Raw genomic sequence first — 14,083 nt, forward strand, 5'->3', positions numbered from 1 at the left:
CAAAAGTATCTTGTCATAGTTCGATTCAAGGTTTTAAAACCACTTTAATGCAATCCTCTTGTTTTGTATCGAATATTTCATAACCGTGTTTTGCCTTTTCTAGTGGGAGGACGTGTGTAATGATATCACCGGCATTCACTTTACCTTCAGCAATTAGATTATAGACGTGAGGCATGATGTGGACAACTGGGGCTTGTCCAGTACGAAGCGCTACATTGCGTTGAAAGATGTCACCGAGTGGGAAGGCGTTGTATCGACCGCCATAAACACCGGTAATTTGGATGGTTCCACCTTTTCGTACAGCTTGACTAGCTGTGACAATGGCACCCATAGCTCCACTTTGCAGTTTTACGCCACTTGCAAGAAATTCTAGAGGCGTCATTTTACCGCTCATCCCAACACAATCAATGACAACGTCTGCACCGCCCTTTGTGATTTCTTTTAGATACTCACCACAATTTTCATGATCTTCAAAATTGACGATTTCCACGTTATTAGTCTTCTTTGCATGTTTCAGACGATATCCTACATAATCCACGGCAATAATTCTTTCTGCACCTTTGAGCCAAGCGAATTTTTGTGCTAATAATCCTACAGGTCCACATCCGAGAATAATCACTGTATCACCCTTTTTTACACCTGCATTATCGACACTCCAAAAGGCGGTTGTAGCAGCATCGGCAAGGAGAACTAGACTTTCATCTGAAACCTCGGATTTCTCTGGGATTTTAAAAGGGAGAAAATTGCCATACGGAACACGCATATATTCTGCTTGTCCACCAGGGAATCCTCCCGTTGTGTCTGAGTATCCGAAGTAGGCGCCCATTTCACCATTATCATTTGCATTATCACACTGACTTTCTAAATCGTGATTGCAATACCAGCATTCTCCACATGCAACATTAAAAGGAATGACAACACGGTCACCTTTTTTTACCTTCGTCACCCCTTTACCGACTTCTTCTACAATGCCCATCGGTTCATGTCCAATGACATAATCTTGTCCAAGGTTCGGAATCATTCCATGAAGTAAATGCAAGTCCGATCCGCAAATGGCAGTAGTTGTTAAACGAATAATAATATCATCGGCTTTTTTTATTGTAGGGTCTTTTACTTCTTTAACCTCAACATTTTTTATACCTTGAAAAGTGACCGCTTTCATTAAAAAAATCCCTCATTTTCTTTTATTTTTTCGGTGGGGTAGGGAACATTCCTTTTCGATTCATGCTTTTAGGGAATAAATCCAACTGAGCAATACTAATTGCATTTTCTGCAGATTTAATATCGAGTTCCTTTTGGCTTTCAAGATCATATGGCTTAAGCCATTCTTTTTTCAACATCAGCTCGGAAATCTCAAAATATAAGTCAATCATGACATTCAGCTGAGTTCTCATGATTTTTTGAAGAGCAGGGGAAGCCGTTTCAGTTAAGGCAATTGAAAGGTTTCGAATACCTGTTTTTGTAGTAAGTAAAAACTCTAGCGCCACTCCGGAATCAGTTAGCTCTGGCATCCCAATTGAGTTAATAGGATCTAAATAGTCTTCCATATAAGTGTCCTCCTAGTATTCTAATTCCGATTTAGAATAGAGCTTGATCATAGCTGTTAAAGCGGGGGTAGATAATTTCACATTTTTGTCTAATAGCGCTCTTAAGTCATCGTCAAAGACAACACCTTGGCTAAGCTTTGATTTAAGTAAACTCGTCGTCATAAAGTTAATGACTTCATGAAATTCCATTGTTTCATGAAGTGCTAATTTTTTTTCGAACATGAGAAACTGCACCTCCTGATTTTCCTTTAAAAAGGCTACCCTGTAGTGAAGTTATTTATACAATTAAACCTTTCATTTAGGTTGCAGGTGAAAGTCAAAAAACTTTTTAACTATCACAAAAAAGAGATGGCTACTTTGTTGTAGAAACCTATAGGTATAGTAGATAATGTATAAAACAACAAAAAGGAGTAATTTCATGAGTAACGAAGATAGAACAATAGTAGAGGTCGACCAATTTATTGAAAATCTGCCGGAAGAGATTCGAGAAATTACTGTAGTGTTGCGAAAAATTATTCTCGAAGCCTCCCAGGAAATCGTGGAAGAATATAAATGGTCAATGCCAAATTACTCGTATAAAGGATTGGTTTGTTACCTGCAAACAGCAAAAAAACATGTGAAGCTAGGCTTTCATAAAGGGAACCAACTTCAAGATGGCGTTGGAAAGGATATACTAGAGGGTACTGGAAAAACAATGAGATATATCACTTTGAAAAAGAAGGAAGATCTAAATCCGGCGGTTTTTACCACTCTTATTCTAGCGGCGATGGAAATGAATGAGGTTTAGCTAGTCAGGGCGACTTATTTTTGTAACATGTTTCTCTGAAACACGACTATTCTACACTTAGCTAGATTGGAGTGAAACATGAAACTGATGGCTACCTTGCTTATTGCTTTTACTGTACATTTATCAGGGTGTGAATCAAATAGAACAACAGAGGGAAACAGCATAAAGTTGATGCCGGATGAGATGCCAATTGATTTTGATTTTAAGCTGCAGTAGTAGAATGGGGAAGGAACTAATGAACTTCCTTTAATCCCTTCCCTTGATGAATTTCTTGAATTCCTTCTTCGCATACTCCAAGTGAACGCCAAGTACAGGTTTTGCAAACGACTTGAATATCTGAAGGGGTAATATATTCCCGTATTCGGGATTCAATGTCTTCCCATTTAAGAATCTGACCTATTTCGAGATTCATTTTATTTAATATGTCTTGATCTCTATCATAAATAGTCAAGTTTTCGCAATGGTACTCGCCTGTTGCAGGAAATTTATCGCATAAATGATCTGGTCCCTTTACAATCTGAATCCAAGTGCCTGGGTTGTTTCTCAACGATTGGTGGATCCGGGTCATATTTTCTACATATGCAGGCGAATAGCCCATACCACGATAGCCTAAAAGGCAAAACAGATGGTGTCCGCGTAGTTCAATCAAAATACCTCACTCCAATTAACTTAGTTTCATCGTTAATGTGTTAACTTATAATCTAATAGGGTTAACTTAATATTATTCTATCAAATATTATCTTCTAGTGAAATGTCTAATTATTTGATTGTTAATCGTCCTAATTTGCAGATAGATAAGCTTTCATCTCAGAAAGGATACTATCAATCCACATATGGGAGGGCTTTATTTCTGCCATTATTTTTAACAAAAAATGTGGCAGATTATTGGTAGATTTTAATATGGACCTTAGATATATTAAAGAAAATGAAGGGAATGACGGTATGATTGGTATGAATATTCGTATATTACGCAAAAAAAATAAAATGAGTCAGGAACTTTTGGCTGAACGACTGAATGTATCGAGGCAAACTGTAGCTAAGTGGGAAAGTGATGAAGCCTTACCAGATATTCAAAAATGCCAACTGCTAAGCAATATCTTTCAAATTACGTTAGACCAATTAACAGGTGACATGAGTGAGGAAGAGGTTGAACATTTGGCTCCTATAGGAAAACGTTTTTTTGGAGTAGTGAAAGTTGGCGAACGTGGCCAAGTTGTGATTCCAAAAGAAGCTCGAGATATCTATCAAATTCAAGCGGGTGACAGACTCGTTGTCTTGGGGGACGATAGTCTAAAAGGATTTGCTCTGCTAAAAAGTAATGGATTTCTTGAATTTGCAGATATGATTCGTAAGTTTGAAGAAGTTGGGGAGGAATCCCAATGAGTAAAATTGTATTTTTTTCTATCCCAGCACATGGACATACTAATCCAACAATTCCAGTAGTGGCTGAATTAGTAAGTTGGGGCCATGAGGTATGGTATTATTCATTTAATGAATTTAAAGAGAAAATCGAAAGCGCTGGCGCAAAATTTATCTCATGTGATAAATTTCTGCCGCAGATAACAGAAGGAGAAATAGATAGAATTGCAGGTAAAGATTTTGCAGCATTAATAGAAATGGTTGCAGAAACAACAATTGCGCTTCAAGATAGAGTTTTAACAGATTTAGAGCTTTTTTTACCAGATTGCATTGTATCTGATTCTGTATGTGTTTGGGGGAAGCTATTTGCCAGGAAATTAAACATCCCCTATATCTGTTCCACAACTACTTTTGCTTTTAATCAACATACGGCAAAGCTGATGAAGCAAAGTTTTATGGAAGTATTTAAATTGATTATTGGACTTCCACGAATTAATAAAAAAATAAAACTTCTTAAGGATCACGGATATGAAGTGAAAAATTTTTTATCACTAATTCAAAATGATAATGAAACAGATACCATTGTTTATACATCAAAAGAATTTCAACCGATGCATGAAACCTTTTCTGATAGATATACTTTTGTAGGTCCTTCTATCAATAGAAATGTTGAAGCACGGAAATTAAGTAAAAGCCGAAAATTAATTTATATATCATTAGGTACAGTCCTAAATCAGAATAAGGATTTTTTTTACAAGAATTGTATTCAAGCTTTTGAACATAAAGAGGTAGATGTTGTGATATCGGTTGGTGAAAAAACAGAAATTGCTGCTCTTGGTAACATTCCAATTCATTTTACGCTTAAAAAGCGTGTAAACCAGTTACAAGTTTTACAACAAGCAGATGCATTTATCACCCATTGTGGTATGAATAGTGTGAATGAAAGTCTTTATTTTGGAGTCCCTATGGTTTTATATCCATTGCATAGTGAGCAAAAGATGGTTGCAAACCGTGTAGAAGAACTTGGAGCTGGAGTGAAACTCGTCGGAATCAAACCAACTAATTTGGAACAAGCATTAGAGAAAATATTCGATAACAGCTCTTATCAAAAAAATGCACTGAGGTTATCCGACAACTTTCAAAATACAGGCGGAGCAGAAGAAGCTGCAAATGTTATTTTAGCTAAGATTAATAGATAATTTTAATAACTTGTCATAACGATAGCGCTTAATCAATGAGTTTACTATACTCTTGGTATAGCCCAACATTTAAGTGAAGGACAAAAAGGGTAGGTATAGAGTAAAAGGATTTCCACATTTTTTGTGGAAGTGTTAAATTAAGAGAAAAGTTTAGAGTCATAATTGAAGGGGAGTATCTTAATGCAATCATTTGATGCCTTAGTTGTAAATAAACAAGAAGAGCAATTTTCTGTCGATATTCAGAAGTTAACAGTAGAGGATTTACCAGCAGGAGAAGTATTAATTCGTGTTCAGTATTCTGGTGTGAACTATAAGGATAGCCTGGCTGCAATTCCTAATGGCAATATCGTGAAAAATTATCCATTTGTACCTGGAATTGATCTAGCTGGAGTAGTTGTGTCGTCAGATGATCAACGCTTTAAGGAAGGCGATGAAGTCATTGCAACGAGCTATGAAATCGGTGTAGCGCATTTCGGAGGGTATAGTGAATATGCTCGAATTCCTGCTCAATGGATTGTTCCGTTACCGAAAGGTCTTTCCTTAAAAGAGGCAATGACTATCGGAACAGCTGGATTTACAGCTGCATTATCTGTTTTGCGTTTAGAGGAAAATGGTGTAAAATCTGAAAAAGGAAAAGTGCTAGTAGCAGGGGCAACTGGCGGGGTTGGAAGCTTTGCTGTTTCTATTCTTTCAAAATTAGGGTTTGAGGTAGAAGCAAGTACAGGAAAAGAATCCGAAGCAGCCTATTTAAAGAAAATCGGTGCCTCGTCAATCGTTTCACGCGAAGAAGTTTATGATGGGAAAGTTCGAGCTTTAGGCAAACAAAAATGGGCTGCAGCAGTTGACCCGGTTGGTGGAGAACCTTTAGCAGCTTTACTTAGCCAAATTCAATATGGTGGCTCCGTAGCAGTAAGTGGTTTAACGGCAGGTACAAGTGTGCCGACAACTGTTTTTCCATTTATCCTTAGAGGTGTGAATTTACTCGGGATTGATTCAGTATACTGTGATATGGAAACACGCCTAAAGGTATGGGAACGACTGGCAACAGACTTTAAACCAGCCAACTTAGAAGATGTCATTCAACAGGAAGTTACATTAAGTGAACTTCCAGAAGTTCTGCCTACACTGTTGAAGGGGCAGGCAAGAGGGAGAATACTAGTTAAATTATAGGGGGCTATGGAGATGGTTGTTTCGCAAGAGGTGTTAAATCGATTTGGTGCGAAAGATGAGACTGCTTTTATTGAACAAATGCAATCAAAGGCCGGTAATACATTGATTGAGGCGCTGGAGATTAAATATGTAGAATTATCATTGGATCGTGTAGTGATGACAATGCCTGTAGGAGCAAAAACGAGACAACCCGCTGGTATTCTGCATGGAGGAGCATCTGTTGCTTTAGCGGAGACTGCAGCTAGTGTTGCAACAGCAATCAACGTTGATCTAACAAAATACAACCCTGTTGGACTTGAAATCAATGCAAACCATATCCGAAGTAAACAAGACGGCATCGTTACAGCAATTGCAACGCCTTTACATAAAGGCCGTAAGACAATGGTTTGGGATATTAAAATTGTAGATGAAGACGAAAAGTTAATCTGTATCTCACGCTGTACAATGGCAGTTATAGCTAAAAATTAATAAAAAGAGAAAGACTGTTTTAAAGAAATTTTTTAAAACGGTCTTTTTTTGTGCATGTAGCCACTGTCTATGCTGCATAAGTGATGGAAGAAACGATACCAAAACAGAGAGTGATAATAGATTAGCCTCTTTTTTAAAAATGATTAATAAAAGGTAGGTTGAAATAAGCACCTTTCTCTAGTAGCATAAGAGAGCTACTAGATTTACATCAGAAAGAAGGAAACGACATGGAGTTTTATTATGTGGTGCTCCTTTTCATGTTAGGCTTCATTGGATCATTTTTATCGGGGATGCTTGGCATTGGCGGTGCAATTATAAAATATCCAATGCTGCTAATGATTCCACCATTATTCGGTTATCAGGCTTTTACTGCTCATGCGGTATCAGGCATCAGTGCATTAGATGTTTTATTTGTTTCAATCGCAGGCGTACTTGGATATCGTAATGCCGGTTATTTACATAAATCATTAATACTGCTCATGGGGAGTTTTGTGCTATTAGGTTCTTTATTAGGCAGCTTTGGGTCAGAATATTTGACCGAGACCCAAGTAAATGTTGTTTATGGTTACTTAGCTTTACTTGCGGCCATTATGATGTTCATCCCCAAGAAGCGAATCGATGAGTCTCATATAGAGCAAGTACCATTTAATAAACCCCTAGCTGCAATTCTTGCATTCTTCGTAGGAATTGGATCGGGAATCGTAGGGGCAGGTGGGGGATTCTTGCTGATTCCCATTATGCTACTAATTCTTCGTATCCCCACAAGAATGGCCATAGCTTCTAGTTTAGCTATTACTCTTATTTCTTCTTTTGCGGGTTCAATAGGGAAAATAGCAACCGGACAAGTGGAGTATCTGCCTGCACTGATCATTATACTAGCAGGTTTAGTCGCAGCACCGATCGGGGCAAAAGTAAGTACGAAGCTAAACACGGAAGTATTGGAAAATATACTAGCATTCTTGATACTTGGAACAGCAGTGAAAATTTGGATTGATATATTATAGTTCTAGGTTAGGCAGACACGTATGAATTATATGTGTCTGTTTTTTTATAAAGTTTTTTCCAAGTTTAGTGATTCTAAAGTTTCGTTATCAATTATATAACTTTGGAATCGGAGTCTACTGATTTCTCAAGGTCTTTTGATATTGAATAGGGGTCATGCTCGTGAATTTCTTGAAGGTTTTATAAAAATGAGATGTATCATAATACAGGTATTCGTTCAGGTGATGATCAATACGGAAATTACCTTTTACAATGTCGTTCACAATATATTGGAAGTTGATGAGCTGAAGAAATGTCTTTGGTGCAATGCCTAGATCATTTTGGAACAACATACGCAAGTAACGCTCCGAATAACCGGTAAAACCCTCCAAATCCTTCACATGTAAATTGCCATGGTTCAAAAAAATCTCGTTGATACAGCTTGTAACAATTGTGGAATGTTTTGCAATCTTTTCCGAAGAAGTCGAAAGGAAAGTCTCAAGTTGAAGAATATGCTCTTTTAAAGTAAAAGTATGAAGTATCTTTTCATAGAAGGAGAGTAAGTATGGCGCTATCGTAAACAAAGGTAGGAAAATTTCATTATTAATCTCTTTTAAAGAAGCTTGGAAAGTAAACAATGTTTGCAGCGGAAAAAGACGAATTCCTAGATAGTTAGAATCAGCTTTAAAAGTTAGTAATTTACGCTTTTTTGGACTTGGTATAAGTAGACAATCAGAATAATCGCCATCCAAATTAAATAATAAGTCAATACATCCATCAGGTATTCCTGGAAGAATTACCTTATTGCCTACATTTGCGAGGGTTTTTAACTTGTAAACATAAGCGATTGAGTGTTGGAACCGAGGAGAAGTTAGTGACATTTGCAAAAATTGTACATTCATCTCATTCCATTCAGGTTGAAGTGGATTAAATAATTTTAAGAACTCCATATTTACACCTCATTCTTAAATATATAGTGATAATTATCACGCAATTTTTTAATTGTAAGAAAATATAACATGAATTTCCGGTTTTTACAATGTTTTTAATTTTCTGTCATCTTATAATACAGATAGATGAAAGGAGATGTAACATATGGTAAAAATCGAAGAAAGTATTACAAAGGTGGCACATCCATTAGCACCATTAACTGAAGAGGAAATACAAAAAGCGGTTGCAATTTTAAAGGCCGAAAAAAATTTAAATGATCTTGTTCGTTTCCCTACAGTAGCATTGAATGAACCTAAAAAAGAGATTGTTCTTAACTATAAAGAAGGGGATGCATTTGATCGTGAAGTCTTCTTTATCCTTTTAGATAACTCTATATCAACTACGTATGAAACAGTTGTGTCTTTAACAACATCTTCAGTTGTTCGATTTGAAGAAATTCCAGATGTACAGCCTGGTATTATGTTTGAGGAATTTTTAGAATGTGAAAATCTTGTAAAAAACCATCCAGACTTTAAAGAGGCTCTTAAAAAGCGAGGGATTGAAAATTCAGACCTTATCATGGTCGATCCGTGGTCTACAGGCTATTTTAATATTCCAGAAAATGAAGGAAAACGTTTAGCCCGTGCAATTTGTTGGCAAAAGAAATTTGAAGATGATAACGGATATGCATACCCGTTAACAGGGATTGTGGCATATGTAGACTTGAATAAAATGGAAGTTGATAGAGTAGAAGACTATGGGGTACGGGAAATACCTACTCATGATGGCAACTACTATCCAGAAACAAGCGATTCAATCGAGTTTCGACAAGATCTGAAACCATTAGAAATTATCCAGCCAGATGGACCAAGCTTTACTGTTGAGGGGAACTTGATTAAATGGCAAAAATGGAGCTTCCGTTACGGCTTTACTCCACGTGAGGGGCTTGTAATTTATACGATAAATTATAATGACAAGGGTGTTGAGCGTCCAATTTTATATCGTGGTGCACTTTCTGAGATGGTTGTTCCATACGGTGATGCTTCATTTGCTCATAATTCACAAAATGCTTTCGATGCTGGAGAATACGGAATGGGCCAATTAGCAAACTCACTGGAATTAGGCTGTGATTGTTTAGGACATATCCATTATTTTGATGCAGTATTATCTGATAGCGCCGGAAACCCTCGAACGATTAAAAATGCGGTTTGTTTACATGAAGAAGATTATGGTATTGGATGGAAACATACGGATTGGCGTACAGACCATATGGAAGTGCGACGTTCTCGTAAACTAGTAATCTCATTCTTCTGTACAGTTGGAAACTATGATTATGGTTTCTATTGGAGCTTTTACCAAGATGGCACAATTGAAGTGGAAGTAAAGCTGACAGGAATGTTAAATACGGGTACTTTCGATGAGACAGGTAAATCAAAGTACGGCACAGAAATTGCGCCGGGCTTAAATGCAGTGCATCATCAACATTTCTTCAACTTCCGTCTTGATACGATGTTAGATGGCGTGAAAAATTCGGTAGTTGAAACAGAAACTTATGCTGAACCAGAGGGGCCAGAGAATCCTTATTCAAATGCCTTCTATCCAGTATCAAGAACGTTTAAAACCGAGAAAGAAGCGACTCGAATCTTAGATTTGCAGACACAACGTACTTGGAAAATAGTTAATAAAAATTCATTAAACTTTGTCGGTCAACCAGTTGGCTACAAAATTATGCCAGGTGAAAACTGCTTACCATTTGCTCATGATAGTTCGAGTGTGATTAAACGAGCAGGATTTATCAAAAACCATTTGCATGTAACTAAATATGATGAAAATGAAATGTATGCTACGGGTAAATACCCAAACCAACATAAGGGTGGGGAAGGTTTACCAAAGTACATCCAAAAAGATCGAGCTATCGATGATGAAGATATCGTTGTTTGGTATACAATGGGGCATCATCATCTAACTCGCCCAGAAGATTGGCCGGTTATGCCAACTGCTTATATTAATTTCCATTTAAAACCTGTAGGCTTCTTTGATCGTAATCCAGCATTAGATGTACCACGTCCGCCAAAGAAAAACGCTTGTAGTGTTTCGAATACGCAAGCAAAACCAAGCTGTCACTAAGTAGATTTGCAGAAACGCTTTTTAAAAGTGTTTCTGCTTTTCGTTAATGCAAGGGATTTGTGAATGTATGTATGAGATACTTGCCATTTTCGTTAATCGTTAGTATAAGTTTTTCTTATTAAATAACAGGAGGAGATTCAATGGTCGAATTGAAAAGAAAACTAGGTTTTTGGCAAGCTTATGCGACAGCGACAGGGCTAGTGGTTGCTGGGTCCACAATGGTATCTCTTGGAAATGGTTTTGGTTCAATTGGACCGGCATTTATTGTGGCTTCTTTCATTGCGATGATTATCAGCATCATTATTGCTTTGTCCTATGCTGAGTTATCTTCCATTATGCCTGGTCCCGGAATGATAGGGGATTATACACTTGTTTCAATGGGGCGCTTTATGTCAATTGTTACACTGCTAGCGGGATATTTGGTTTTGGCTGCAACTGTTGGACCGTTAGAAACGATGACTGCCAGTATGGCTATTGAATATCTGATTCCAGGTGTTGATACATTGTTTATTGCCGTTGCCATTTTAGTCTCTTTCTTAGTTATTAACATACTTGGTGTACAGATATTCGGATCTGTTCAGCTTGGAATAGTATTAACATTAATGCTGTCGACAGCAGCGATGGGCATTTTAGGTTTATTTGATGTATTCACTGTGTCGGCTTCAACTGTGCCAGCATTTAATCCATACGGTTGGTCTACAGTGATGCAGGCAATTGCTTTAGGGTTATGGCTATTCATTGGAATAGAGTTCGTTATTCCAATGGGGAATGAAGTGAAAAAGCCTGAAAAAACCATTCCAAAAGCAATGATTTTCGGACTGATTACAATTTTCATTGTGGATATGTTATTTGGTTTTGCTTTAACAAGACATCTTGATTTAGCTAGTTTAGCAGGTGCAGATACGCCTCAAATTGCAGGTGCTGCCGCAATGTTTGGAGATATTGGGGGGATTTTTATGGCCGCCATTACAGTACTGGCAGCAACAAGTTCTATTAATGCAAACTTTGCAGCTGTCCCACGTATGTTCTATGGGCTTGCTCGGAAAGGACTCTTGCCAAAACCGTTTAAGTATATCCACCCTAAATTTCGAACTCCTGTATTTGGAATTGTATTTGTCTTCCTATTATTTACACTCCCATTATTTGTACTAGAATCGAATATTAATGTCATTATGACACTTCTTTCTGCAGCAAGTGTAACTTGGTTTTTCTCTTATATCGTTGCTCAAATAGATGTATTAATATTACGTAAACGTTATCCAGAGATTGTACGACCATTTAAAGCACCGTTTAGTCCATTTCTTCAAATCGTTGGAATTGCTGCTTGTGTGTATATGATTGTGACAATTACACCAGATTGGTCTGCTAAATTGATGATTTATGGAATCTCGGGAGGGATGATGCTTTTAATTTGTTTGTATGCCTTCGTTTGGTTGAAGTATAAGAAGCTGCCGATGTTTACGCCTATTTCTTTAGAAGAATTAAAAGGGGGGCAGGAAAGCGTTGAAGAAGAGGAAACTCCAGAATTCACCCCAACAATGGAAGCTTTAGAAAAGTGGTGATGTAGATGGGTAAAGTGTTAGGCGAGGTTAAAGTAGAGCGATTTCTAGAACATTTAATTCGGCAGCTGCCATATAAAATAGATGAGAAGGAAGGGTTTATGTACAAGTTCCAACAAAACCACTCAGTATGTTCAATCGGATATGAAAGGAACAAGACATTATTCTCGAAAGCCTACCATTTGACGGTGAAAATTGAGAAAGAAGTCCAAACAGCAAAGGTTGGGAAACAGGAAATAAGCTATCTGTTTAATCGGCAAAAATGGATTTCGAAAAAGGAAAGTCAATTACTTAAAATGGCCAATAGACATTTTCGATGGAAGTGGTCAGAGATTGATTTAGTGAATTTAACCCTAGTTGAAGAAAATCAAAAGCGTATATTAAAAATGTCCTTACTGCCTGGCAGCTATAATGTTTTGCTTTTTCCTCCACTCACACAAGGTATTGAACTTTATCCAAATGAACTGAAATGTTTAGTGAATTGGATTGATGTTATTACAAAGCAACTGGATAAATAATAATAGATTTGGAGGTTTTTTATGCTGGCCATAGTAAGTATCTTCGTCGTTTTGGTGTTTACGTTACTTAGTGGATTACTATTTAGAAAGCAATCGAATGCGAATCATATATCAAACTGTTTAGCCATGCTTGTTACAATGACGAAAAGTACGCTTGTTGGTATTTTAACTGCACTTTGGATTCAAGATATGGTAATCTCTACAATCGTCTCGATTATCATAAGTTTTGGTTTAATTACATTTATGACGTATAAATTACCAACCAAAATTTTCATAGAAAGTTTAAGTATGCTTTTTATGGGGGCTATGATGGGGGCAATGCTAAGTTTAATGACTACGAGTTATGGAACGCTAAGTATTATGTTTTTTACAATAATTTATATTCTCAGTGTACTATTGGCAGTAGGTCTCTGGGATAAGAAAGAGCATACAAATATTTGGAGTGTAATCCCAAAACGTTTATCCCTTTTAGCAACAGTAGCTGTGATAGCGTTAGTAGCCTCTTCAGTAATTGGTACATTTGGAACTGAAACGAATGAAGTGGAAATGGAGCATCATCATCATTAAATATTAGAAAGCAATCTCTTAAATTAAAGGAGATTGCTTTTTTGTTGTTGAAATAAATAGGGGGGGTATTAAAAAGCTATTAATAGAAAGACAGAGGAGTATAGAAATGGTAACAGTTAATGAATTTCCAGTACTAGAAACAGAAAGATTAATTCTAAGAAAGATTAATGATACGGACGTGGGCAGTATTTTCAAGTACCTATCAGATCCTGAAGTCATGAAGTACTATGGATTAGAGCCATTTAAATCGATTGATGATGCTCAAGGTGAAATTGCGTGGTATCACTCGATTTTGAAAGAGCAAACAGGAATCAGATGGGGGATCACTTTAAAAGGAACCGACGAAATTATTGGCAGTTGCGGCTTTCTGAACACAGTTTCCAATCATTATCGAACAGATATAGGTTTTGAACTAAGTAAGGAATTTTGGGGGCAAGGGATTGCAAGTGAAGCCATAAATGCTATTATTCAATATGCATTTGAACACATGAATATCCAGCGTATTCAAGCATTAATTGAACCTCTTAATAGTGCATCACAAAGGATGGTTGAAAAAGCAGGTTTCCTTCAAGAAGGACTGTTAAGAAAATACGAGTATACTTGTGGGAAGTTTGATGACCTATATATGTATGGGTTATTAAAAGAAGACTATGATAAATAGATAAGTAAAACATTAGTCTAATAGATTAATGTTTTTTTAATATAATGAAATTATATAAGATTTTAAAAAACGGTGATGTGGAAATTCTTCAAGTAACCATCCCTTTAGGCCTATGTTCAAAGATGAGGCTATAGCAACGTTTCATGACAGAACTTATCGGGAATGAAAAAATTGGCATCTAGAATTTTATTATTCTATGTTAAAATAGTT

17 protein-coding genes are annotated in these 14,083 nt (G+C 36.9%); 12 read left to right on the forward strand and 5 right to left on the reverse strand.

The window, feature by feature from the left end:
- Positions 1-25: 25 nt before the first annotated feature.
- Genes ACFQU5_RS11220 through ACFQU5_RS11230 form a run of 3 tightly spaced genes read right to left on the reverse strand, consistent with a single transcriptional unit; the run spans position 26 to position 1,769 of the window.
- Positions 26-1,162 carry a zinc-dependent alcohol dehydrogenase gene (locus ACFQU5_RS11220; RefSeq protein WP_390287771.1) on the reverse strand — a complete coding sequence of 379 codons (1,137 nt, stop codon included), beginning with the start codon at positions 1,160-1,162 and terminating at the stop codon, positions 26-28.
- Positions 1,163-1,184: 22 nt separating this feature from the next.
- Positions 1,185-1,547, reverse strand: coding sequence for a spore coat protein (locus tag ACFQU5_RS11225; protein WP_390287773.1), 363 nt, complete (start codon positions 1,545-1,547; stop codon positions 1,185-1,187).
- A gap of 12 nt (positions 1,548-1,559) precedes the next feature.
- A complete protein-coding gene (locus ACFQU5_RS11230) occupies positions 1,560-1,769 on the reverse strand; it encodes a spore coat protein (protein WP_301136054.1) in 210 nt (69 codons plus the stop codon).
- Between the two features lie 196 nt (positions 1,770-1,965).
- Here ACFQU5_RS11230 and ACFQU5_RS11235 point away from each other — a divergent pair, with 196 nt between their 5' ends.
- Both ACFQU5_RS11235 and ACFQU5_RS11240 read left to right on the forward strand, forming a co-directional pair.
- Complete coding sequence (locus ACFQU5_RS11235; protein WP_390287775.1) at positions 1,966-2,334, forward strand: DUF1801 domain-containing protein; 369 nt, start codon at positions 1,966-1,968, stop codon at positions 2,332-2,334.
- A gap of 78 nt (positions 2,335-2,412) precedes the next feature.
- A complete protein-coding gene (locus tag ACFQU5_RS11240) occupies positions 2,413-2,550 on the forward strand; it encodes a hypothetical protein (RefSeq protein WP_390287777.1) in 138 nt (45 codons plus the stop codon).
- A 16-nt stretch (positions 2,551-2,566) separates the two neighbouring features.
- On the opposite strand, the gene ACFQU5_RS11245 is transcribed toward ACFQU5_RS11240, so the two are convergent.
- Positions 2,567-2,983 carry a DUF1284 domain-containing protein gene (locus ACFQU5_RS11245; RefSeq protein ID WP_390287779.1) on the reverse strand — a complete coding sequence of 139 codons (417 nt, stop codon included), beginning with the start codon at positions 2,981-2,983 and terminating at the stop codon, positions 2,567-2,569.
- A 251-nt stretch (positions 2,984-3,234) separates the two neighbouring features.
- Between ACFQU5_RS11245 and ACFQU5_RS11250 the strand changes: the two genes are divergently transcribed.
- The 5 genes from ACFQU5_RS11250 to ACFQU5_RS11270 all read left to right on the forward strand — a co-directional run bounded on the left by ACFQU5_RS11250 (position 3,235) and on the right by ACFQU5_RS11270 (position 7,534).
- Positions 3,235-3,717, forward strand: coding sequence for a helix-turn-helix domain-containing protein (locus tag ACFQU5_RS11250; RefSeq protein WP_390287781.1), 483 nt, complete (start codon positions 3,235-3,237; stop codon positions 3,715-3,717).
- Complete coding sequence (locus ACFQU5_RS11255) at positions 3,714-4,892, forward strand: macrolide family glycosyltransferase (RefSeq protein ID WP_390287783.1); 1,179 nt, start codon at positions 3,714-3,716, stop codon at positions 4,890-4,892. Before ACFQU5_RS11250 ends, ACFQU5_RS11255 begins: the two co-directional genes overlap by 4 nt.
- A gap of 180 nt (positions 4,893-5,072) precedes the next feature.
- On the forward strand, positions 5,073-6,062 hold the full coding sequence (locus ACFQU5_RS11260; protein WP_390287785.1) for an NADPH:quinone oxidoreductase family protein: 990 nt from the start codon (positions 5,073-5,075) through the stop codon (positions 6,060-6,062).
- A gap of 78 nt (positions 6,063-6,140) precedes the next feature.
- Positions 6,141-6,530, forward strand: a complete 390-nt coding sequence (locus ACFQU5_RS11265; RefSeq protein WP_390287950.1) for a hotdog fold thioesterase — start codon at positions 6,141-6,143, stop codon at positions 6,528-6,530.
- A 227-nt stretch (positions 6,531-6,757) separates the two neighbouring features.
- Positions 6,758-7,534: a sulfite exporter TauE/SafE family protein gene (locus tag ACFQU5_RS11270; RefSeq protein WP_390287787.1), complete on the forward strand. Its 777-nt coding sequence runs from the start codon at positions 6,758-6,760 to the stop codon at positions 7,532-7,534.
- A gap of 114 nt (positions 7,535-7,648) precedes the next feature.
- On the opposite strand, the gene ACFQU5_RS11275 is transcribed toward ACFQU5_RS11270, so the two are convergent.
- Complete coding sequence (locus ACFQU5_RS11275; protein WP_390287789.1) at positions 7,649-8,461, reverse strand: helix-turn-helix domain-containing protein; 813 nt, start codon at positions 8,459-8,461, stop codon at positions 7,649-7,651.
- A gap of 145 nt (positions 8,462-8,606) precedes the next feature.
- Here ACFQU5_RS11275 and ACFQU5_RS11280 point away from each other — a divergent pair, with 145 nt between their 5' ends.
- From ACFQU5_RS11280 to ACFQU5_RS11300, 5 genes are all read left to right on the forward strand, one after another.
- Positions 8,607-10,568, forward strand: a complete 1,962-nt coding sequence (locus ACFQU5_RS11280; RefSeq protein WP_390287791.1) for a primary-amine oxidase — start codon at positions 8,607-8,609, stop codon at positions 10,566-10,568.
- A 140-nt stretch (positions 10,569-10,708) separates the two neighbouring features.
- Positions 10,709-12,130: an APC family permease gene (locus tag ACFQU5_RS11285; RefSeq protein ID WP_390287793.1), complete on the forward strand. Its 1,422-nt coding sequence runs from the start codon at positions 10,709-10,711 to the stop codon at positions 12,128-12,130.
- A 5-nt stretch (positions 12,131-12,135) separates the two neighbouring features.
- The gene (locus ACFQU5_RS11290; protein ID WP_390287795.1) at positions 12,136-12,645 is read left to right on the forward strand and encodes a DUF3156 family protein; all 510 of its coding nucleotides are present in this window, start codon (positions 12,136-12,138) and stop codon (positions 12,643-12,645) included.
- 21 nt (positions 12,646-12,666) lie between these two features.
- A complete protein-coding gene (locus ACFQU5_RS11295; RefSeq protein ID WP_390287797.1) occupies positions 12,667-13,212 on the forward strand; it encodes a hypothetical protein in 546 nt (181 codons plus the stop codon).
- A 106-nt stretch (positions 13,213-13,318) separates the two neighbouring features.
- A complete protein-coding gene (locus ACFQU5_RS11300; protein WP_390287799.1) occupies positions 13,319-13,873 on the forward strand; it encodes a GNAT family N-acetyltransferase in 555 nt (184 codons plus the stop codon).
- Positions 13,874-14,083 lie beyond the last annotated feature (210 nt).

The organism is Ureibacillus sp. GCM10028918, assembly GCF_042666115.1.
Lineage (GTDB): Bacteria > Bacillota > Bacilli > Bacillales_A > Planococcaceae > Ureibacillus.